Source organism: Mesonia sp. K7, assembly GCF_003233725.1.
Lineage (GTDB): Bacteria > Bacteroidota > Bacteroidia > Flavobacteriales > Flavobacteriaceae > Mesonia.
Map to the genome: position 1 here is coordinate 260078 of NZ_QKQV01000001.1, position 21159 is coordinate 281236.

The 21159-nt window shown below is 32.5% G+C and carries 21 protein-coding genes; 15 read left to right on the top strand and 6 right to left on the bottom strand.

Annotated elements, in window-relative coordinates; all coding sequences use genetic code 11:
* Positions 1-35 precede the first annotated feature (35 nt).
* From DNG35_RS01210 to DNG35_RS01235, 6 genes are read left to right on the top strand one after another with little or no spacing between them, the layout of a single operon-like run.
* Positions 36-1784: a class I SAM-dependent DNA methyltransferase gene (locus tag DNG35_RS01210; protein WP_111125919.1), complete on the top strand. Its 1749-nt coding sequence runs from the start codon at positions 36-38 to the stop codon at positions 1782-1784.
* Positions 1784-3049, top strand: coding sequence for a PD-(D/E)XK nuclease family protein (locus DNG35_RS01215; RefSeq protein ID WP_111125920.1), 1266 nt, complete (start codon positions 1784-1786; stop codon positions 3047-3049). The genes DNG35_RS01210 and DNG35_RS01215 overlap by 1 nt, the downstream gene beginning before the upstream one ends.
* Positions 3049-4353 (top strand): restriction endonuclease subunit S, encoded by a 1305-nt coding sequence (locus DNG35_RS01220; RefSeq protein WP_111125921.1) that lies wholly within the window; start codon positions 3049-3051, stop codon positions 4351-4353. The genes DNG35_RS01215 and DNG35_RS01220 overlap by 1 nt, the downstream gene beginning before the upstream one ends.
* Positions 4354-4370: 17 nt before the next feature.
* Positions 4371-4889 carry a hypothetical protein gene (locus tag DNG35_RS01225; protein ID WP_146228816.1) on the top strand — a complete coding sequence of 173 codons (519 nt, stop codon included), beginning with the start codon at positions 4371-4373 and terminating at the stop codon, positions 4887-4889.
* A 24-nt stretch (positions 4890-4913) separates the two neighbouring features.
* The gene (locus DNG35_RS01230) at positions 4914-5438 is read left to right on the top strand and encodes a DUF1643 domain-containing protein (RefSeq protein ID WP_111125923.1); all 525 of its coding nucleotides are present in this window, start codon (positions 4914-4916) and stop codon (positions 5436-5438) included.
* 27 nt (positions 5439-5465) lie between these two features.
* Positions 5466-8495, top strand: a complete 3030-nt coding sequence (locus DNG35_RS01235; protein ID WP_111125924.1) for a type I restriction endonuclease subunit R — start codon at positions 5466-5468, stop codon at positions 8493-8495.
* A gap of 73 nt (positions 8496-8568) precedes the next feature.
* Here DNG35_RS01235 and DNG35_RS01240 read toward each other — a convergent pair whose 3' ends face one another.
* The 6 genes from DNG35_RS01240 to DNG35_RS01265 form a co-directional block, all read right to left on the bottom strand.
* Entirely contained in the window at positions 8569-9945 is a 1377-nt protein-coding gene (locus DNG35_RS01240) for a hypothetical protein (RefSeq protein ID WP_146228817.1), read from the bottom strand.
* An 11-nt stretch (positions 9946-9956) separates the two neighbouring features.
* A complete protein-coding gene (locus tag DNG35_RS01245; RefSeq protein WP_111125926.1) occupies positions 9957-10229 on the bottom strand; it encodes a helix-turn-helix domain-containing protein in 273 nt (90 codons plus the stop codon).
* Between the two features lie 136 nt (positions 10230-10365).
* Complete coding sequence (locus DNG35_RS01250) at positions 10366-11511, bottom strand: hypothetical protein (protein WP_111125927.1); 1146 nt, start codon at positions 11509-11511, stop codon at positions 10366-10368.
* A gap of 1 nt (position 11512) precedes the next feature.
* Positions 11513-12943, bottom strand: a complete 1431-nt coding sequence (locus tag DNG35_RS01255; protein ID WP_111125928.1) for a tyrosine-type recombinase/integrase — start codon at positions 12941-12943, stop codon at positions 11513-11515.
* Between the two features lie 353 nt (positions 12944-13296).
* Entirely contained in the window at positions 13297-13671 is a 375-nt protein-coding gene (locus DNG35_RS01260) for a rhodanese-like domain-containing protein (RefSeq protein ID WP_233494429.1), read from the bottom strand.
* 1 nt (position 13672) lies between these two features.
* Entirely contained in the window at positions 13673-13987 is a 315-nt protein-coding gene (locus tag DNG35_RS01265; RefSeq protein WP_111125929.1) for a rhodanese-like domain-containing protein, read from the bottom strand.
* Between the two features lie 89 nt (positions 13988-14076).
* Between DNG35_RS01265 and DNG35_RS01270 the strand changes: the two genes are divergently transcribed.
* From DNG35_RS01270 to DNG35_RS01305, 9 genes are all read left to right on the top strand, one after another.
* A complete protein-coding gene (locus DNG35_RS01270; protein ID WP_111125979.1) occupies positions 14077-14649 on the top strand; it encodes an aminodeoxychorismate/anthranilate synthase component II in 573 nt (190 codons plus the stop codon).
* A gap of 120 nt (positions 14650-14769) precedes the next feature.
* Positions 14770-14925, top strand: a complete 156-nt coding sequence (locus DNG35_RS01275; protein ID WP_111125930.1) for a lmo0937 family membrane protein — start codon at positions 14770-14772, stop codon at positions 14923-14925.
* 30 nt (positions 14926-14955) lie between these two features.
* The gene (locus tag DNG35_RS12300; RefSeq protein ID WP_255419890.1) at positions 14956-15087 is read left to right on the top strand and encodes a hypothetical protein; all 132 of its coding nucleotides are present in this window, start codon (positions 14956-14958) and stop codon (positions 15085-15087) included.
* 155 nt (positions 15088-15242) lie between these two features.
* On the top strand, positions 15243-16511 hold the full coding sequence (gene kynU, locus DNG35_RS01280; protein WP_111125931.1) for a kynureninase: 1269 nt from the start codon (positions 15243-15245) through the stop codon (positions 16509-16511).
* Complete coding sequence (locus DNG35_RS01285; protein ID WP_111125932.1) at positions 16512-17912, top strand: NAD(P)/FAD-dependent oxidoreductase; 1401 nt, start codon at positions 16512-16514, stop codon at positions 17910-17912. It abuts the gene before it with no gap.
* 21 nt (positions 17913-17933) lie between these two features.
* Positions 17934-18695, top strand: a complete 762-nt coding sequence (locus DNG35_RS01290; RefSeq protein ID WP_111125933.1) for a 2-keto-4-pentenoate hydratase — start codon at positions 17934-17936, stop codon at positions 18693-18695.
* A gap of 107 nt (positions 18696-18802) precedes the next feature.
* On the top strand, positions 18803-19159 hold the full coding sequence (locus tag DNG35_RS01295; RefSeq protein WP_111125934.1) for a four helix bundle protein: 357 nt from the start codon (positions 18803-18805) through the stop codon (positions 19157-19159).
* Between the two features lie 67 nt (positions 19160-19226).
* On the top strand, positions 19227-19643 hold the full coding sequence (locus tag DNG35_RS01300) for a RidA family protein (RefSeq protein WP_111125935.1): 417 nt from the start codon (positions 19227-19229) through the stop codon (positions 19641-19643).
* A gap of 6 nt (positions 19644-19649) precedes the next feature.
* Complete coding sequence (locus DNG35_RS01305; RefSeq protein WP_111125936.1) at positions 19650-21095, top strand: aldehyde dehydrogenase; 1446 nt, start codon at positions 19650-19652, stop codon at positions 21093-21095.
* The last annotated feature ends 64 nt before the right edge of the window (positions 21096-21159 follow it).

A 21159-nucleotide genomic window follows, 5' to 3' on the forward strand; every position in this document is an offset into this window, starting at 1 on the left:
TATAGCTTTATTAGTAAAAAGTATAATAATTATATATGACAAATGTAAAAGAGTCTGCTAATTTTATTTGGTCGATAGCAGAACTTCTAAGAGGTGATTATAAACAAAGTGATTATGGTAAAGTAATTTTACCCTTTACCGTATTAAGAAGATTAGATTGTGTTTTAGAGTCTAATAAAGAAGAAGTACTCAAAAAATATAATCAAGTTAAATCTATGAATGTTCAAAACCTTGACCCTATATTAAATAAGGTTGCTGGTTATAAATTTCATAATAGAAGTTTATTTGATTTTGATAAACTAGTGGCTGACCCTAATAATTTAGCCTCTAATCTACGTAACTATATAAATGGTTTTTCAGAAGATGCCAGAGAAATTATTGAGCAATTTGAATTTGATAATCAAATTACAAAGCTTGAAGATTCCAATCTATTGTTTATGGTTCTTAAACGCTTTCAAGAAATAGACCTTCATCCAGAAAAAGTATCTAGTATGGAAATGGGTTATATGTTTGAGGAGCTTATTAGAAAGTTTGCAGAAATATCTAACGAAACCGCAGGAGAGCATTTTACACCTAGGGAAGTAATTCGTCTTATGGTAAATTTACTCTTTATGAATGATAGAGCAATCCTTACACAAAAAGGAATTGTAAAAACTATTTTTGATTGTTGTGCTGGTACAGGAGGGATGTTATCTGTTGCAGAAGAGTACTTAAACGAACTTAATCCTGATGCGAGACTAGAAGTGTTTGGTCAAGAGCTAAACCCTGAATCTTATGCTATTTGTAAATCTGATATGCTAATAAAAGGACAAAATCCTTCTAACATAGCAAAAGGCAATAGCCTAAAGAGAAAAGATGGAATTAAATTAAAAGGTGACCAATTTATCAATCATAAATTTGATTATCTAATTACCAATCCTCCATTTGGTGTGAAATGGAAAAAAGTAGAAAAAGAGGTGAAAGAGGAACACGAAGAACTAGGTCATGGAGGAAGGTATGGAGCTGGTCTTCCTTCTGTGAGTGATGGTTCTTTTTTATTTTTAATGAACCTTATCTCAAAAATGAAAAACCCTAAAGAAGGTGGCTCTAGACTCGCTATTGTATTTAATGGCTCACCCCTATTTTCTGGTTCACCAAGCTCTAAAAAGAACGAAAGTAGTATAAGACAATGGGTAATAGAAAATGACCTCTTAGAAGCTGTAATTGCATTACCTAACCAGCTGTTTTATAATACTGGTATTAGCACCTATATCTGGCTATTAAACAACCATAAAGAGAAGCAAAGAAAGGGAAAAGTGCAGCTTATAAACGCTGTAGAGTTTTTTAAGAAAATGAGCAAGTCTCTTGGAGACAAGCGTAATGAATTGAGTGACGAGCATATTGAGAAAATAACAGAAATCTATGGAAATTTTGAAGAAGGTAAATACTGTAAAATTTTTGACAACAAAGATTTTGGTTACGCAAAAGTAACAGTTGAAAGACCTCTCATTGAAAATGGAAGAATTGTAAAAGACAAGAGCGGAAAGCCTAAACCAGATACTAGTTTGCGAGATACCGAAAATATACCGCTGAGCGAGGATATCCAAACTTATATACAACGTGAAGTTTTACCACACGTACCCGATGCTTGGATTGATAAAAAGAAAACCAAAACTGGTTATGAAATTAACTTTACTAAATATTTCTATGAGTACAAACCTTTACGCTCTTTAGAAGAAATAAGAGCTGATATATTGGCTTTAGAACAAGAGACTGATGGTTTAATCAAAGAAGTGATTGCCTGATGAATCTAGACTGGCTAACAAAAGTAGCTCAAGTGCTACCAGATGAATCTAACTATCAAAAAAGCTATTTTGATATTGTTGGTTTTCCTAGATGGGAAAATGTAAATAGCAATTTACTTGCTTTTTACTTTGATAAAGAAGAAGAGCACAACCTTTCTACTCTTTTTATTGAAAGCCTTTTAGAAATGCTAGAAGTCGAAGATAAAAACATCAATTACACTGAAGAGTATGAAGTATTTAGAGAACTTAGAACTGATAAAGGCAATTTCATAGATATTGTTATTAAAAGTAAAACTGACTCAGACCCAACAGAAGATACAGTTACTGAAGAAGAACAAAAGAGTGATTGGGCAATTATCATCGAAAATAAAATTGATAGTTGGGTTTATAATGATTTAGAAGATTATTGGAATAGTGTTAAAGCAACCCACAAAATTGGGTTCGTGCTATCAAAAAGCAAAGAGGTCTTAGCAAATTTTAATGCTCAGAAAAAGAATGAATTCAAAAGTATAACTCACAAAAATCTTATAGAACAAGTTCAACTAAACCTCTATCAACATTTTAGTAAGGCTAATGAAAAACACCTTATATTACTAAAAGAATACATCAATAACATTGATAATATTTATATTAATAGCTTTATGAATCAAAAACTACTAAACTCCATTAAAGAATTTCATAAACACGAAAAGGAAATTAAACAGCTTAAACAAACTGAGACAAAACTATTAAAAAACATATATGAAGATGTTTTTAGAGTTTTTAAGAGGTTTAATTTTGAACCAAGCTCAAAATATAAATCGACTAACGGCAAACATTTCTATTACACTCCACCAAATAAAAGCAAAGAGTTAATCAATAATGAAGAAGAGCAAAACGAACCCTTAACCCTAGATGAAGGTTTTAGATTTTGGGTGAGAATGGAAAGTATATTATATCATCATAATTTTGAGTTGATTTTTGAATTACACAAACCGAGCAAAACAATTTATGGTGACAAAGTAATTGAATTATTGTCACAAGAAAATATATTTACAACCGATGTTAAAAAAGGAGAAGGAGGTACTGCTGGTAAAGACTATAAACATATTTATTTTATAAGTTTCCCTATAGCGTTTGATAAAGAAGAATTTGATTTATATGAGTTCTTGTGTAAGGAACTATCAAAGCACATATTTAAAACTGATAGATTCTATTTAAAAGAAGCTCAAAAAGCATTTATAAGTGCTACAAACAAAGAAAACACCAACCAATCAAAAGCCTAATGAAACCCTACCCTAACTATAAAGACTCTGGTATAGAGTGGATAGGAAAAGTTCCTAAACACTGGAAAGTTAGAAAATTAAGTTATCAATTTAGTGTTAATACAGGATTTACACCGTCAACTAGCAATAATGAATACTACGAAAATGGCACGAATGATTGGATTACTATTTCAGATTTAAACGAGAAGTATGTGTCAGAATCATCTACAAAACTCACTGACCTAGCTGTTGAAGGAAAAGAAATTATTCCTAAAGGTTCATTATTATATAGCTTTAAATTAAGTGTAGGAAAAATGGCTTTTGCTAAAAAAAATATTTACACAAATGAGGCAATTTTCGCCATATATCCTGATAAAAATATAAATCTTAACTATTACTATTATCTATTAGGAAGTATTTTAATACATAATTCAAATAAAAATATTTATGGTGCAAACATTCTAAACCAAGAACTTATTAGAGCAAGTAAGCTAGTTGTTCCTAAATCAGAAGAACAAACCCAAATAGCCAACTATCTTGACCATAAAACAGCTTTAATAGATAAGTTGATTGCTAAAAAAGAGCAACTTATTCAACTTTTAGAAGAAGAGAAAACTGCTGTTATTAATCAAGCCGTTACCAAAGGTTTAGACCCTACTGTGAAAATGAAAGATTCTGGTATTGATTGGTTGGGTAAAATTCCTGAACATTGGGACAATCATAGAATTGATTGGATTGCCAAACTTATCAGGGGTAATACTGGATTAAAAAAAGATGAGTTACTTAATGAAGGTGAGTATGTTGCTTTACAGTATGGTAAAACATATAAAGTTAATGAAGTAAATGATACATTTAATTATTATGTAAATAGTGAGTACTACAAACAAAACCAAGTTGTAAACTATGGAGACACAATCTTTATATCGACATCAGAGACTATCGAAGATTTAGGTCATTCTTGTTATTATAATAGAAAGGATTTAGGATTGATAGGTGGAGAACAAATATTACTAAAACCTGATAACAGGTTCATTTTCAACAAGTATCTATTTTATTATTCAAAAAATATTGGTAAGGTATTACAAAAATATGCAAAAGGTTTAAAAGTGTTAAGATTCAAAATTGATGATTTAAAGAAAATTTCAATTCCATTACCACCTATCGAAGAACAAAAAAAAATCGTAAATTATATAGATTATGAAATGAGTAGAATTCGGAATCTAAAGAAATTATACAAAAAAGAAATTAAACTTTTAAGGGAGTATAAAACAACTTTAATCAGTGAAGTGGTAACTGGTAAAGTAGATGTTAGGGAGAAAGTATAATTTATTAATAAGAGCAAGTGGTAAATTTATCTGAATATATTTATCCTGAAATGGATATCTTTTTTGTTGCATTAAATGCACCTGAGAATTCAAATAGAAATGCTCATTGGTTTTCTAACAACCTATCGTTCTGGAATGTTTTATATCGCTCAGGTATCATAACTCAACCGATAAAAAATAAATTAGAAGGAGATATTAAGGTTTTTGGGAGCAATTCTATTAATCATCTTAATTGGACTATTGGAGTAACCGATTTAAATAGAAGAGATGTACAAACAGACAGTACTTATGTTTCCGTAAATACAAACGATATTCAAAGAATTTTAAACATACTAGAAGTTAGCAGTGTTAAAAGATTATGCTTAGTTCATAGCAAGGTAGGAGAAGCTTTTAGAAGATATGCAAAAGATGCTATCTTTAACAAGAATAGATACGGAAAAATAGGTGTTTATAAAAAAACTGAAATATTTGAAGTACCTTTTCACAATTCATCTGTAAAACAAAAAGAAAGATATTATAATCTTCTTATTCAGTAATAGTAACCAAAAACCAACTAAATAATGAGTAATGAATGGATTTACAAGACCAACAAAGACAATACCGCAAGATATACTTTAGGTAAACAAGGCAAAAGGAATTTAATCTGCATAGGTATTAACCCACATTATGCAGAACCCAACAATTTAGACCATACTTTAAAAAGAGTTAGAAATATTTCAAAAAATAACGGATATGATGGTTGGTTAATGCTAAATCTATATCCTCAAAGAGGACGTTATGCAGTAAATGTGATTCCTAGTCTACAAAAACAAATAATAAGTGATAACATTTATTTCATTAAAGAAGCACTGACACTGAATAGCTATAAAGATGTTTGGGCTGCTTGGGGCGGTGACATTACTGAACATAAGTATTTTAAATATTGTCTCGAAGAAATATATAAGGTTCTTAATGATGATTATAATTGGATGAATTATGGTGATTTAGCATACAAAGACACTCATCCTAGACATCCTTCAAGAACACCAGACTCATTAACTTTTAAAAAATTTGATATTGCTTATTATTTAAAAGAAATCTTATAAAAGCTTTTTGAATATAATATACACCTTATGGCTAAAGGAATACATACAGAATATACATTTGAAGAAGCAATAGAAAACTCTTTATTAGAAGAGGGCGGTTATGTGAAAGGCTATTCTAAAGATTTTGACTCTAAATTAGGCATATTTCCCAGCTATGTGACCAATTTTTTAGAATTATCTCAACCTCAACAATGGGCAAGAATCACCAATATTCATAAAAATGATGTTCAAGAAAAAGTTATTCAACGTTTGTTACGTGAATTAGAATTAAGAGGAACTTTAGATGTACTTAGAAATGGTTTTACAGATTACGGTGTGAAGTTTAAAATGGCTTATTTTAAGCCTGAAAGCTCACTTAACCCTGAAGCCTTAGACTTATATCAGAAAAATCATTTAAGTGTCACTAGACAGCTTTATTATGAGCGAGAGGGCAATAACTCACTAGACCTTGTTTTAAGCTTAAACGGCTTACCTATTGCTAGCGTAGAATTAAAAAATCAGTTTTCTGGTCAAGATGTAAACAACGCAAAAAAACAATATGTTTTTGACCGAGAACCTACCGAACCTATATTTGCTTTTAAGAAACGTACCTTAGTACATTTCGCTGTAGATACAGACCAATGTTATATGACCACAAAACTAGCAGGTAAAAAAACCTTTTACTTGCCATTTAACTTGGGTTATGAAAACGGAGCTGGGAATCCACCTAAAAAAGATGGTTATAGAACTGAGTATCTTTGGAAAAAAGTGTGGAAAAAAGATAGCTTTATGGATATAATAGCTAAATTTTTACACCTTCAAGTTCAAGAATATGAGTTAAATGGCGTAACAAAGATAAAGGAAACAATGATATTTCCTCGTTTTCACCAGCTAGATGTGGTTAGAAAACTTACAAAAGATGCAAAGGAAAAAGGAGCTGGGGTAAATTATTTAATTCAGCATTCTGCAGGGTCTGGAAAAAGTAATTCTATTGCTTGGTTATCTTATCGCTTATCGAGTTTGCACAACCAACAAAATGAACGCATTTTTGATTCTGTGATTGTGATTACAGATAGAAGAATATTAGACAGTCAGTTACAAAACACCATCTATCAATTTGAACATAAGCAAGGAGTTGTTCAGAAAATAGATAAAAACTCACAACAATTAGCAGATGCAATTACAGGAGGTTCTAATATCATTATTACAACCTTGCAAAAATTTCCTTTTGTTTTAGATAAAATAGGAGATATTCCCAACAGAAAATATGCTGTTATTATAGATGAAGCTCACTCATCTCAAGGTGGAGAGACATCAAAAAAAATGAAAGAAGTATTATCTGCTCAATCTCTTGAAGAAGCTGAAGAAATAGAGTTAGATTCTGCTCTTGATGAAGATGCAGAAGATGAAATTAGAAAATCTATGCAAACTAGAGGAAAACAAGACAACCTCAGCTTTTTTGCATTTACAGCAACTCCAAAACCTAAAACCATAGAAGTTTTTGGTACTCCTGATATCGATGGAATACCAAAACCTTTTCACCTCTACAGTATGAAACAGGCGACAGAGGAAGGTTTTATTTTGGACGTTTTACAAAATTATACCCCTTACAAAACCTTCTTTAAATTATCTAAAAAGATAGAAGAAGACCCGAAAGTTAATAAAAAACAGGCATCTAGAGCTATTGGAAGATTTTTATCATTACACCCTCATAACTTAGCTCAAAAAACAGAAGTAATCATTGAGCATTTTAGACAAATAGTTTCTAAAAAAATTGGTGGTAAGGCAAAAGCAATGTTGGTAACAGGCTCAAGGCTTCACGCTGTACGTTATAAATTAGAATTTGATAAATATATTAAAGAAAAAGGATATAAAAACATTAAAGCATTGGTAGCCTTTTCTGGAAAAGTAGCTTATGAAGCTTATCCTGATGGAGTCTCTGAAGCTGAGATGAACGGTTTTAGTGATAAAGAGTTACCTAAAAAGTTTAGTACAAATGAATATCAACTATTGATAGTAGCTGATAAATACCAAACAGGTTTTGACCAACCATTACTACATACGATGTATGTTGACAAAAAACTTTCTGGAGTTAAATGTGTGCAAACTCTTTCTAGGTTAAATAGAACTTGTACAGGAAAAGAAGATACTTTTGTATTAGATTTCACAAATGACCCAGAAGACATAAAAGAAGCTTTTCAGCCTTATTATGAATTGACTACTGTAGAAACCACAACAGACCCTAACCATCTTTATGATTTAAAAAATGAGTTAGAGAAAGCTCAAATCATTTGGCAAACCGAAGTTGATAATTTTTGTAATATTTACTTTAAAAACACAAAGCTACTTAATGTAAGGGAACAAGCTAAACTAAATGCTTTTATCGACCCTGCTGTAGAACGTTATAAAAAATTACCAGAGGAAAGCACTGAAACATCACCTAATAAAGCTATAGGTCTCTCTCAAAATACACAAGATAACTTTAAACATACATTACAGACCTTTATAAGAACTTACTCATTTTTAGCTCAAATTATGCCTTTTTCTGACATTGAGCTGGAGAAATTTTACATATATGGTCGCTTTCTAATAAAAAAACTACCAAAGAAAAGTCAAACTGACCGTTTTCAACTGAGTGATGAAGTAAGTTTAGAATATTATCGCTTAGAGAAAAAAAACGAACAGAATCTAGCACTTGAGAATAAAGGAGAATACGCTTTACCTAATATTGGAGAATCAGGAATAAGAAGTAGCAAAGAAGAAAAAGAAAAACTATCTGAAATTGTACAGATTATTAACTCAAGGTTTGGAACTGACTTTACTGATGCAGATAAATTATTCTTAGACCAGATTGAAGAAGATTTGGTTGCTAATGAGCGTTTATCTGAACAAGCTCAAAACAATTCGATGGAAAATTTCAGCTTTGGCTTTGAAGATGCTTTTATGGATACTCTCATTTCAAGAATGGAACAAAATCAAGATATTTTCACCAAAATGATGGATGATAAAGATTTTGGTATGGTTGTCAAAAATTATATGATTAAAAAAGTGTATCACCGTTTACAAAATGGAGAATAAAAAATCTGCTAAAACCTGTGAATTAAGCAATTAGCAGGTCATATAATTTCCTGCTAGATTAGGGTATAAAGTATTAACTTTTATTCCAATATTCATATTCTGTTTTAACTTTAAGCGTTGTAATCTTATTAATTTCTTCTTCCATTTCCTTTTTTAATAATCTACTAAAAGAACTTGTTGTCACCAAAGAATCGTGAACACTAAATAGCGGCATATATGGGTGCTTTTCCGATATTGTTTTTGCTACCTTATCCAATAAGGTAATAGCTTCTATGTTCTGTAAAAGATGATGTAATGGAACATTTTTTCTATGTAAAAACTGAATTATTTTATGTACACTTGGAAAAGCTTTTCTAAATTGAGAAGCTTCTTTAGTATTATACTTTGGACTAGCATATAATAACTCCATAACTAAATCTTTTATTGCTTCTCGTTTACTAAGAAAAATTTCTTTTGTTTGCTCTTTATATAAACCTTTCCTCTTTTTCTTATTTGAAAAAGCAGAACGTATTCTGAAATAATTTCCCTCTTTATCTTGTTTTATCTCAATAATTTCACCTAGATATAAATAAAAATCCCCTTCAGGATTAATTACTGATTCTACAAAATTTATTAAATCATCTCTATCTAATTTTAGGTCAAAGAGTCCTTCTATAACTTCATCTGATAATATTTTAGTCGCACCTATTTTTCTCAACAATTCTTTATCTTTTTTCAAAATAGCTTTTATTAAAACACTTAAAAAATAGGGTTGAGATGTTTTAATATCAACAGCAACTAAATGCTTGTTTTCATAAAAAATAAACTCCCTTAGAGCTTTAGGAACTCTAGTTATAGAAGAATGCAACCTATTATCTGTATCAGGTTTAATAGAATATTTCCAAGATTGGTTATTAAATTGATGCATACACATTTTGTAGTAAGCAATTTGCTTTTCACTTTCAAATTTCATCTCTTCAATCAATTTATTAGCCGATTCAAAATTAATCTTCAAATCTTCATCAAAATTTTTAACTAAGTGAGGTCTTAACTGCCCACTTAATCTCATTTTTTTCAAATCAAACTTATCTAAACCATTTTGGTCAAATTTTTTTGAAAGACACACATCTGTTATCTGATACTCTACTAAATCTGTAATAGAGTACAAACCACTTATTTTATAGACTGAACATTGATTAATATCTGCTCCGTGATTACGGACTTTTTCAATTATATTATTATTAACCAAAAAGTCTATATAATCATCATAATTATGTCTATAACTTTTGAGTATTTGTGAGTCTAAAGGAACATTATCTTCAATCGCTTTTTTAATATCTATTCTGTATTCAGCAGGTATAGAAATCAACAAACTAACAAAAAAAACGGCTACATCTATTTGGAGGTTAGTGCTTCTAATTTCTTTTTGCAAATCTTCTAAAATGCATTGCGGTATCAAAACTTTTTTCATAATCATAATTTTTAAAGTTTAACCATTGCTTCCTCTATTTCCGCCCTTTTAAAATAGACTCTACCACCTATACCATAAGATTTTAAATCTCCTTTCTTCACCCAATTATGGAGTGTAGATTTATTTATTTTCAGAAGAGTTGCTACATCCTCTCTACTTAAATAATCTGTGCTTTGTTTAATCTTAAACAACCCTTTTAATTTTTCTAATTGCTCTTTAACAATCCTATTTATTAATTGCTCTAACTGTTCAGGTGTCACCTGAACTAAATTCAAATTTTCCATTAGTATTTTTTTTAAATTAATATTGGCAAGAAAGTGAGTATTATGTGGGACAGCAATAGATTACAAAAGAGTATATTGAATAAAAAAACCGCTTAATTAAAGCGGTTTAGAGATATTTAGATTAAATAATGAGGGATTATTGATGGAAACCCTGTATTGTTTTAACTATTTGATTGATTTTAGTTCTTTTTGATGACTTCCTTGCTAAGTCATTTTCTTCGTTACTCATCATTGTTGATATAGCTTTTTTATTTTTCTCAACACCATTAAACAAAAATCTATCCGCCCACCATTGACTATAATCACCAGATTTTATAGCAAAAAGACTTTTTAATTTTCTCATCAAATAAGCATAATCATTTAAAGTACCATTAACCAAGTTTATTCTCTTTTGAGGTTTATTATTGTTTAGAATAAAAACATTGATTAATTCATCCATTGTTACATACTCTCCTAAAAAAAACTCCATTTCTTCATAGAAATCCTCAAAAGACTCATAATCTTTATGACCAAAAACATTAACAGGAATGCTTTCACTTTCTTCAAGTGATTTAAGAACATAAAAAGATGCTCTCAATTGGGATAGAAGCTCTTCTAAAGCATTTTTATGAGTATTAAGATGAATAAGAATTTGATTTTCCAAAAACCACGAATCAATATAGTCCTCTTCTTGATTAGCCTTTTTTTCTAGTTTATTTACTTTAGGAGCAGTCTCAAAAATATCATTATTAAGTTCTTGAATTTTATCTTTTATATCATTTACAGAAAGAAAAATCTTAGCATTAAATTTATCCATTTCCAAAGTCTCAAGTTTTTCTTTATAATACTTTAACTCTGCTTTAGCTAAAGCATTAAGAATATTTTTAAAACTGTCTTCTGAAATAAACTCTATTGGAAAGTTTTCTGGGTAAGGTTTGATAATAGTATTTTTATGCTCAACATATTTAGAATCAAGACAAAAATCATAATTTTTCATTTGCCTTTGATAAACATTTAGAACACTCTTCATAAAAGAGTTAGTTATTCTGGATTTTTCATCAACTCTATTTTTGTATCTTGAACGACCTGATAGATATTTTTTGTTAATTTCTAAAACGTGACTTCTTAATGGTTTTAAAAGTTTTTCCAAAATAATCGGAATAAATAAATTCTCATCTTCTATTATCAAGTCACAAAGAAGAGACTCTATTTGCTTTTCAACTACCTTTAGAGTTTCTGAGTCTTTCTCTTTTATATACTTATCGACTAAGCCAGTAAGCTTAGCAACATTTTCTTTAAACATTCTATTCTACTTTTTTTAATTTCAAAGCTCTATCCTTATGGATTTTATTGATTTTTTCATAACTAATAGCTACAATTTTATCATCGTGAACATTAATATACTCCCTTAATGATTTTACGTCTGTATGACCTGTAACCCTCATAATAAGCTCTGTGTCCATAAGACCATAGTAGTTTGTCGCAAATGACCTTCTTAAAGTCCTAGTTGTAATCCCTTTGTATTTTGGATAAAAACCTCTAACATACCTACGTGTTTCTTTTCCTTTTACATTTATGATTTTACTAATCTCCATTTCAATAGACTCATTAATTTTAGCTTTTTTACATATGACTTTCATTTTTTCATTCAATAAAATATCTTCATTATCAGAATAGTCAGTTTTTGGGTCTCCATACTTATCAAGAAAATATTCTAATCGCTCTGTTTTTGTTATTTGCACCCATTTTTTAGTTTTACTGGTTTTAAACTCCCAATACTCTACTCCACCAAGGGTTGTTTTTAAATTATCATTGTTTAGTTTTCCAAAGTCTGAAAATCTCAAACCTGTCTCCCCACCTATAAGCATACATTTTTGAACTTCTTTCAAAACCTCATCATCATCAAAATCTAAATCATCAATTTTATCAAACTCATCAAATGTTAATCTAACTACAATTTTATCTTCTTGCTGTTCTTGTTCTTTAGTAGTCACAAAGTTTAAATCGTTTATTGTTCTGTGAAGCTTAACGATTCCTTCATCTTCAATAGACTCAGCGTATTTAATTGCTCTTTTAATTCGTTTTAAATGACCTACAGCTGTAGACAATTTATACTTCATCTCATTAACAGCCCAGTCTTTAAAGTCGTCTATAAAGCCTTGATTGAAGTTTTTTGTTTGAAATTTAGTTTCTTTTTGAGATGAATTGTTTTTGTATAGTTGATATTCAACGACCCAATTATATGTAGTCTTAAATTTTTTGAGTTCTTTATTATTTGTTTTATATTTTAGAAATATAGACTCAATTGCATTTAAAAGATTATTCTTCTTTTCAATCTCTTCTTTTTTAGTTTTCTCTTTATTCAGCTTTTGTTGTTCAGCAAATATTTCTTCTTGAGAAGTTAACACTGTACTATGCTTTTTTACAGCTGATTTAAGCCACTCATTCGTTATAGGCAAACCTTCATTTACATCAGTAATTAATTGTCTCTCTAATCGCTCCCTGAAGCCTATTAAGTTCTCTTTATGCTGTTTTAGCTGAGCTCCTCCCTTTAGCTCATCAAGAGTTTTATGCTTATATGTTGATTTACCATTTTTAGTTGTTTTATAAATCCAATATTCTTTGAGAGTATAGTAAGGTGTAGAAATTGTACAATCTAAAGAGTTATGTATTAACCTAACTGAAACTTTACCCTTTTCTTTTTTCCCTCTATAATAAAACCTAAAACTTGCCATAAAACCTTTACATTAAAGGCACAAATATATAAAATTTGTTACGATTTTTGTAACGGTTAAATTAGACTAATGTAGAGCTATTTAGAGAAAAATAGATTTATACATCTGATTTTCAAAATAGTAAGTTTTAAACAAAAACATATAGATACAGTGAAATATAAAAATTTGAACACTGGCGAGGTCACGAATAAATAGTTCAACAATAAAAAACGCCAAGCTTGCTTGAGCGTTTTTTTATTTGGAGTTTTTTCAAAGCGGAGTTTTGTCAGGAAATCCTATCCTGCTAAACTAAATTCATTTCCTTGTTAAAAAAACCGACTTAAAAAAAACTCACTTTTCAGTGAGTTTTTTGCTTATTTACTTTTTTGGTATTCTTCCCAATCGAGAAAACCGCCATCGAGATCGTAAACTTCTGTAAAACCACTCTCGCCTATCATTTGAAAACCAGCTTCCTCACTTCTTCTTCCACTCTTGCAATAAACTGCCACCGGTTTACTTTTATCTAATTTCTCTATTTTACTTTTAAAATCTTCATAAAAGTTGATATTCTCTGCTCCTTCTATAAAACCTGCTTTATATTCTTCTGGAGTTCGCACGTCAATCAACTGCACTTCTTCTTGAGCAATGATTTTTTCAAACTCTTGCGGACTCACTTTTTTATAGGAAGTCTCGTTTGCACAAGACAAAACAGTCATTCCTACAAGTAATAACATCAATAGCTTTTTCATCTTAACTGTTTGAAGTTTCGCCATTCCACTCAGAAAATCCACCTAATAAATTATACGTGTTTTCAATCCCCAACTGACTCATAATTTGACACGCCTGTGCACTTCTTCCTCCCGATTTACAGTATACATAATAGCTTTTATCTTTCTCTAAAGCTTGTATTCTATCTAAAAATTGTTGTGGCTCTCTAATATCAACCAATGTTGCTCCAGGAATATAACCTTCTTCCCATTCTTCTGGAGTTCTCACGTCCAAAATCATTTTGTTTTGGTCGTTTTCTAGCTGTTCTTGCCATTGATCTTGTGTTAAGTCTTTCATTTCTTTAAATTTTTATTTCAAAAGTAACTATTTTTTAATTTATCTGATTTATATATTTGTCGAAAACCCAAACCATAACATACGCTGTTTTGAAAAAACCTTCGGTCATCATCATCGACAATTACGACAGTTTTGTCTATAACTTATACCACTACTTAGATTCGCTTGACGCGGAAGTTACGATTGTACGAAATGATGAAGTTGACTTAGATGAGATTGCACACTACGATAAAATTTTACTTTCTCCTGGACCTGGACTTCCCTCAGAAGCAGGAATGTTATGCGAAATCATCAAAAATTACTATTTATCTAAGAATATTTTTGGCGTTTGTTTGGGCCAACAAGCAATTGCAGAAGTTTTTGGCGGAACGCTCAAAAACCTTCATAAAGTTTATCACGGAGTTGCTCACCAAATAAAGGTTTCAGAAAATCACGGGATTTTATTTTCAAAATTGCCCAAAGAATTTAAAGTCGGCAGATACCACTCTTGGACAATCGACCAACTTCCTAAAGGTTTTATAACGACCTCTGTAGACGAAAATAGAGAAATCATGTCCATTCAACATCAGTCATTACCAATTTACGGAGTACAGTTTCACCCAGAATCTATCCTCACCCAGCACGGAAAACAAATCATCAAAAACTGGCTATACCAGTTTTAATTACTTTTTCATTTTTTCTAACTTAATTTAACAAACTATCAAAAAATATAGTTAATTTTTTGAATAGTTGACTTATTTAAAACTATATTTATACAGTTCTAACTTGAAAAACTTAATATTATGAGAGACATCATTTGGCTAATCATTGTTTTACTTATTATTGGCTGGCTCGTTGGCTATTTTGCTTTCCCTGACTTAGGAAGCATTATTCACATCCTTATCGTGATTGCTGTTATACTATTAGTATACAGACTTTTAACAGGAAGAAGAGTATAATCCAACTAACCTTAATTTAAATTTTTTATTATGAAAAAAATATTTTTAGTACTATTCGCCATGGGAATTTTATCTACAAGCTTTGTAAGCTGTAGAGAAGAAACAAAAGTAGAAGACGCAGTAGAAGACGCTGCAGATGATATTGAAGATGCAGTAGATTAACCTAAAATAATTTAAATGACAAAAAGCCTCCAAATTGGGGGCTTTTTTATACCTCATCACCTACGCTTTCGCGGAATATCTACCATAAAAAATTCTTCGCTTTCATATTTATTCATAAATTTGTAGCTACACCCATTTTTAGAGAAAACAACACTATGAATTCATATGAAAATTCACTGGAATTTGCCCAAAAACAAGATCAAAATGATCCGTTAGGCAAATTCAGAGAGCAATTTTTAATCCCAACCGATAAAAACGGAAATCCACATATCTATCTTTGCGGAAATTCACTCGGTCTACAACCCAAAAAAACACGAGAATACCTTAATATAGAACTCGAAGACTGGCAAAAGTATGGCGTAGAAGGTCATACAGACGCTCGTTATCCTTGGATGCCCTACCACGAATTCCTGACCGAAAAAATGGCAAAAATCGTGGGCGCCAAACCGAGCGAGGTAGTGATGATGAACACCTTAAGCGTCAACCTACATTTAATGATGGTAAGTTTTTATCAACCTACCGATAGAAAATATAAAATCATTATCGAAAGTGACGCTTTTCCATCCGATAAATATGCCGTAGAATCGCAGTTAAAGTTCCATAATTATGACCCAAAAGACGGTTTGATTTTGTGGAAACCGCGAGAAGGTGAAGAACTTTGCCGTTTTGAAGATTTAGAAGAAATTATGGAATCGCAAGGAGAGCAAGTCGCCTTATTGCTTATCGGAACAACCAATTATTACACGGGGCAATCTTTTGATATCAAAAAAATCACCGAGTTAGGTCACAAATACAACTGCATGGTAGGTTTCGATCTGGCACACGGCGCAGGGAATATCCAACCTAATTTACACAAAAACGGCCCTGATTTTGCCGTTTGGTGTAGTTACAAATACCTCAACAGCGGACCAGGAAGTGTTGGTGGCTGTTTTGTACACGAGCGACACGCCAACAACAAAGAACTTAAACGTTTTACGGGTTGGTGGGGACACAATAAATCGACACGTTTTAATATGCGCCACGAGTTTGATGCTATCGAAGGTGCAGAAGGCTGGCAGCTCAGCAATCCACCTATTTTATCAATGGCAGCTATTCGTGCATCACTCGATGTATATGATGAAGCAGGTTTTGAGAATGTCATAGCAAAATCCAAAAAACTGACGGGTTATCTAGAGTATCTTTTAAAAGATATAAATGACTCTAGAATACAATTAATCACTCCTGAAAACCCAGAAGAAAGAGGTTGTCAGATTTCAATAAAACTACACGGAGCGACCAAAGAACTTTTTGATGATTTAACCGCTAACGGAGTGATTAGCGATTGGCGCGAACCCAACGTGATTCGTGTGGCTCCTGCTCCACTCTACAACAGTTTTGAAGACGTGTTTAAATTCGTTCAAATTCTAAAAAAGTTACTTCAATAAATGAGTCATACAAAAGAAAATATTTTAATCATCGGTGCTGGTCTTTGCGGAAGTTTACTCGCTTTGCGTTTGGCACAGCGTGGTTACCAAATACAACTCATAGAAAAACGTCCCGATTTAAGAAAAACCGATATTTCTGCAGGGCGATCCATTAATCTAGCTTTTTCAGACCGAGGCATCAAAGCGATGAATCTAGTCGGACTAAAAGGCAAAGCCAAAGACCTTTGCATACCTATGAAAGGTCGTATGATTCACAACCTTGGAAAAGAAGAGTTTCTTTCGCCGTATAGCGGATTGGACAGCGAATATATCAACTCGATTTCTCGGGGTGACCTCAACGGATTGCTTTTAGACGAAGCCGAAAAAATGCCCAATGTAGAAATCCGTTTCAACGAAGATTGCATTGATGTTGATTTACAAAACGCTGTTGCGAAATTTAAAAACTACCAAACCAAAGAAGTATCAACCATTTCGGCAGATATTATTTTTGGCGCCGACGGAGCCGGTTCTGTCGTGCGTAAAAGCATGCAAGAAGACCGTTTGTTTTTATTCAGCCACTCACAAGAATATTTACAACACGGTTATAAAGAATTAACGATTCCTCCAGCAGAAAATGGCGGATTTAGAATTAACAAAAATGCTTTGCATATTTGGCCTCGTGGCGAAAACATGGTCATTGCATTACCTAACCTTGACGGAAGCTTTACGGTAACTTTATTTTTATCTTTTGAAGAAGGCCAATACAATTTTAAAAACCTGACCACACCCGAAAAAGTAACCGAATATTTCAAAAAAGTATATCCGAGCGCTTATGAACATATGCCAACTTTAACCCAAGACTTTTTTGAAAACCCAACGGGATTTCTAGGTACGGTTAAATGTACGCCGTGGAACAGTTTCGGAAAAACGCTATTGATTGGTGATGCGGCACATGCGATTGTTCCTTTTTACGGACAAGGGATGAACGCTTCTTTTGAAGATGTCGTGGTACTCGACGAAGTTTTAGACCAACACGAAGGCGATTGGGAAAAAGTTTTTAAAACCTACCAGAAAATTCGCAAAAAAGATACGGATGCAATTGCCGATTTGGCGATAGACAACTTTCACGAAATGAAAGAGCACACGGCTTCAGACATTTTTCAGGAAAAAAGGAAGCTAGAAACCGCTTTCGAGCAAAATCACCCCGAAGAATATGCTTCAAAATACCGGTTGGTAACTTTCCAGGAAGATATACCGTATGCAGAAGCTATGAAAATTGGCCGTGCGCAAGACAAAGCCATTCTAAATTTACTGACTAACAAAAAAATAAATGAGGAGCTTTCTTTAGAAGAAAAATTAGCTTTGGTAAAGAAAGAAACCCAAGAAGTGCTCAAAGAAGATGATATTTTAAACCACCTCTAGCACCAAACCAAATAAACCATTATGAATAAATTTGAAATTGCAGAAATATTAGACCAAGCTGCCAAGCACGCAAAAGCAACACAACAACTAGCAGCAGATAATGAAGTTTCTCTGGAAGATGCTTATGAAATACAAAGGCTTTCGATAGATAAACGACTAAAACGTGGTGAAAAAGTAACTGGCTTTAAACTTGGTTTTACCTCACGTGCCAAAATGGAGCAAATGGGCGTTCACGATTTGATTTGGGGTTTTCTCACAGATGATATGGAAATCGCCGCAAAAGGAACCACCCCACTTTCAAAATACATTCACCCAAGAGTCGAACCAGAAATTGCTTTCCGCGTAAGCGAAGATATTACAGAGGCTATTGGTTTAAAAGACATTCATAAATATATCGATAAAATGGCTCCTGCATTAGAAATCATCGATTCGAGATACGAAAATTTTAAGTTTTCTCTAGAGGATGTCGTTGCCGATAATTGCTCTTCAACTGGTTATGTCATTGGTGAATGGCAAGATCTGGATGCTGATATTACAGATTTGGACATCGAACTCTATATCAATAACGAACTCAAAGCAAATGGTAAGAGCGCAGCGATATTAAACAATCCGTTGGTTTCTGTCGTTGAACTTAGCCGATTGGCTTCTAAAGCCGAAATAGAAATTAAAAAAGGAATGGTCATTCTTGCGGGTGCTGCGACAGCCGCAGTTTACCTCAATGAAAATGAGACTATTGAAACAAAAATTGAAAAATTGGGAAGTGTGAGTTTTAGGGTTCAGTAGAGAGGTTTTGAGATTGGAGAATTGAGATTATAGATATTAGATTTGAGTATGTGAGAGATCAGATGTGATAAAAAGAATATATGTTGTAAGGTTTAAAATGAAATGTAATGCACAATTATGAACAGCTTACGGTTTGGCAAAAAGCAATGGATTTGGTTGAAAAAGTGTATCTTTTAACAGAAATTTTTCCGAAAGAAGAAACTTACGGATTAACAAGTCAAGTAAAAAGAAGTGCTGTTTCAATTCCTTCTAATATCTCAGAAGGTGCAGGCAGAAAATCTGATAAAGAGTTTAATTATTTTTTAAGTATCGCAAATGGATCAACTAATGAGTTATGTACTCAAATTCATTTAGCTTATAGGCTTAACCTAGTTTCAAAAGAACAAGTAGAACCAATTTTAGAAGAAATAAGTGAAATTCAAAAAATAAATTATACGTTAATCAAGAAATTTTCTAAAACTTAAAGTCTCAAATCTAAAAATCAAAAATCTCAAGTCTATTATCTAACTTCTCATATCTAAAGTATAAATAATGAAAGGAAAAGTAATACAAGGAAAAGCAACGCCAAGAGGAAAATATCCTCACGTAAAACGAGTAGGCGATTTTATATATGTTTCAGGAACAAGTTCGCGTCGTAGTGACAATACTTTTGAAGGTGTAGAAGTAGATGAATTTGGTACCACCAATCTAGATATCCGTAAGCAAACAGCAGCTGTTTTAAACAATATCGATAGCATTTTACAAGAAGAAGGTGCTTCGCTAAAAGATGTCGTTGACGTCACTACTTTTTTGGTAAATATGAATGATTTTAAAGGTTATAACGAAACTTATGGGACTTTTTTTGATCACGAAACAGGACCAACAAGAACAACCGTTGCCGTTCACCAATTGCCTCATCCACATTTGTTGATTGAAATAAAAGTGGTCGCTTATAAAAAACAATCATAAAATCTTATGCAAATCATTCAAAATTATATCAATAACCAACTGCAAAACCCGATAGACAACCAATGGATTGACAATTACAATCCTTCCAAAGGTGAAGTTTACGGGAAAATACCCAACAGTAATCAAAAGGATGTAGAACAAGCTGTAAAAGCAGCCAAAAAAGCATTTCCTATTTGGTCTAACACCAGCATAGAAGAACGCAGTGAAATGCTCATAAAAATTGCTCAGTTAATTGAACAAAATTTTGATGAATTTGTAAAAGCAGAATCGCAAGACAACGGCAAACCCATTACTCTTGCTCAAAAAGTGGACATCCCAAGAGCGATAAGCAACATCAAATTTTTCGCGAAAGCAATCACTCAATACAACAGTAAATCACACGAATCGGTACATACCAACAGCATCAATTATACGCTTAGAAAACCCATTGGCATAGTGGGCTGTATTTCACCGTGGAATTTACCATTATACCTTTTTACTTGGAAAATTGCTCCTGCTCTTGCTGCAGGAAACTGTGTCGTTGCCAAGCCAAGCGAAGTTACCCCAATGACGGCTTATTTGTTAAGCAAAATTTGCATCGAAGCAGGTTTACCTGCTGGCGTGCTCAACATTATTCACGGTTTAGGGCAAACCACAGGACAAGCCATTGTTGAACATCCGCAAATCAAAGCCATTTCGTTTACCGGCGGCACCAAAACTGGCGAACATATTGCCAGAACAGCCGCACCGATGTTTAAAAAACTGTCGTTGGAATTGGGCGGGAAAAACCCTAACCTCATTTTTGCCGATTGTGATTATGAAAAAATGCTTTCTGTTACGCTTAAATCATCTTTTGCCAATCAAGGACAAATTTGCCTTTGCGGAAGTCGGATTTTTGTAGAAGAAAGTATTTACGAAAAGTTTAAAACCGATTTTATAGAACGCACCAAAAAACTGAAAGTAGGAAATCCAGCCGATGAAAACACCAATCTCGGAGCCTTGGTTTCGCAACAACACCTCGACAAAGTTTACGAATACATACAAAATGCCCCTAACCAAAACGCTAAAATTTTGGCAGGAGGTAACAAAGTGAAAGTAGCTGGTTTTGAAAACGGCTATTACCTTGAACCCACAGTTATTGAAGTAAATTCTAATCGCTGTGCTTTAAATCAAGAAGAAATTTTTGGTCCCGTCGTAACCATTATGCCTTTTAAAACCGAAAAAGAAGCATTAGAAATGGCCAATGATGTGCGTTACGGTCTTTCGGCAACGGTTTGGACTTCAGACCTTAACCGAACCATGCGTTTAAGTAACGAACTTGAAGCTGGTATTGTTTGGGTAAACACGTGGCTCAACAGAGATTTACGTACACCTTTCGGCGGAATGAAAGATAGTGGCGTTGGTCGTGAAGGCGGTTTTGACGCCCTCAACTTTTTTACTGAACCTAAAAACGTTTGTATTCAATACGATTAAAATATCAAGAAAATTTTGGTTCTCGATACAATTTCGCTTAAGCGAAATCACCCGAACTGACGTT

What these genes read in the sequence shown, in the direction of transcription:
- DNG35_RS01285 (WP_111125932.1), top strand. Translation starts at nt 16,512, where the DNA reads ATGAGTCATACAAAAGAAAATATTTTAATCATCGGTGCTGGTCTTTGC.
- DNG35_RS01245 (WP_111125926.1), bottom strand. Translation starts at nt 10,229, where the DNA reads ATGGAAAATTTGAATTTAGTTCAGGTGACACCTGAACAGTTAGAGCAA.
- DNG35_RS01265 (WP_111125929.1), bottom strand. Translation starts at nt 13,987, where the DNA reads ATGAAAGACTTAACACAAGATCAATGGCAAGAACAGCTAGAAAACGAC.
- DNG35_RS01220 (WP_111125921.1), top strand. Translation starts at nt 3,049, where the DNA reads ATGAAACCCTACCCTAACTATAAAGACTCTGGTATAGAGTGGATAGGA.
- DNG35_RS01210 (WP_111125919.1), top strand. Translation starts at nt 36, where the DNA reads ATGACAAATGTAAAAGAGTCTGCTAATTTTATTTGGTCGATAGCAGAA.
- DNG35_RS01215 (WP_111125920.1), top strand. Translation starts at nt 1,784, where the DNA reads ATGAATCTAGACTGGCTAACAAAAGTAGCTCAAGTGCTACCAGATGAA.
- DNG35_RS01255 (WP_111125928.1), bottom strand. Translation starts at nt 12,943, where the DNA reads ATGGCAAGTTTTAGGTTTTATTATAGAGGGAAAAAAGAAAAGGGTAAA.
- DNG35_RS01305 (WP_111125936.1), top strand. Translation starts at nt 19,650, where the DNA reads ATGCAAATCATTCAAAATTATATCAATAACCAACTGCAAAACCCGATA.
- DNG35_RS01295 (WP_111125934.1), top strand. Translation starts at nt 18,803, where the DNA reads ATGCACAATTATGAACAGCTTACGGTTTGGCAAAAAGCAATGGATTTG.
- DNG35_RS01250 (WP_111125927.1), bottom strand. Translation starts at nt 11,511, where the DNA reads ATGTTTAAAGAAAATGTTGCTAAGCTTACTGGCTTAGTCGATAAGTAT.
- DNG35_RS01230 (WP_111125923.1), top strand. Translation starts at nt 4,914, where the DNA reads ATGAGTAATGAATGGATTTACAAGACCAACAAAGACAATACCGCAAGA.
- DNG35_RS01290 (WP_111125933.1), top strand. Translation starts at nt 17,934, where the DNA reads ATGAATAAATTTGAAATTGCAGAAATATTAGACCAAGCTGCCAAGCAC.
- DNG35_RS01260 (WP_233494429.1), bottom strand. Translation starts at nt 13,671, where the DNA reads ATGAAAAAGCTATTGATGTTATTACTTGTAGGAATGACTGTTTTGTCT.
- DNG35_RS01235 (WP_111125924.1), top strand. Translation starts at nt 5,466, where the DNA reads ATGGCTAAAGGAATACATACAGAATATACATTTGAAGAAGCAATAGAA.
- DNG35_RS01240 (WP_146228817.1), bottom strand. Translation starts at nt 9,945, where the DNA reads ATGAAAAAAGTTTTGATACCGCAATGCATTTTAGAAGATTTGCAAAAA.
- DNG35_RS01275 (WP_111125930.1), top strand. Translation starts at nt 14,770, where the DNA reads ATGAGAGACATCATTTGGCTAATCATTGTTTTACTTATTATTGGCTGG.
- DNG35_RS12300 (WP_255419890.1), top strand. Translation starts at nt 14,956, where the DNA reads ATGAAAAAAATATTTTTAGTACTATTCGCCATGGGAATTTTATCTACA.
- kynU (WP_111125931.1), top strand. Translation starts at nt 15,243, where the DNA reads ATGAATTCATATGAAAATTCACTGGAATTTGCCCAAAAACAAGATCAA.
- DNG35_RS01300 (WP_111125935.1), top strand. Translation starts at nt 19,227, where the DNA reads ATGAAAGGAAAAGTAATACAAGGAAAAGCAACGCCAAGAGGAAAATAT.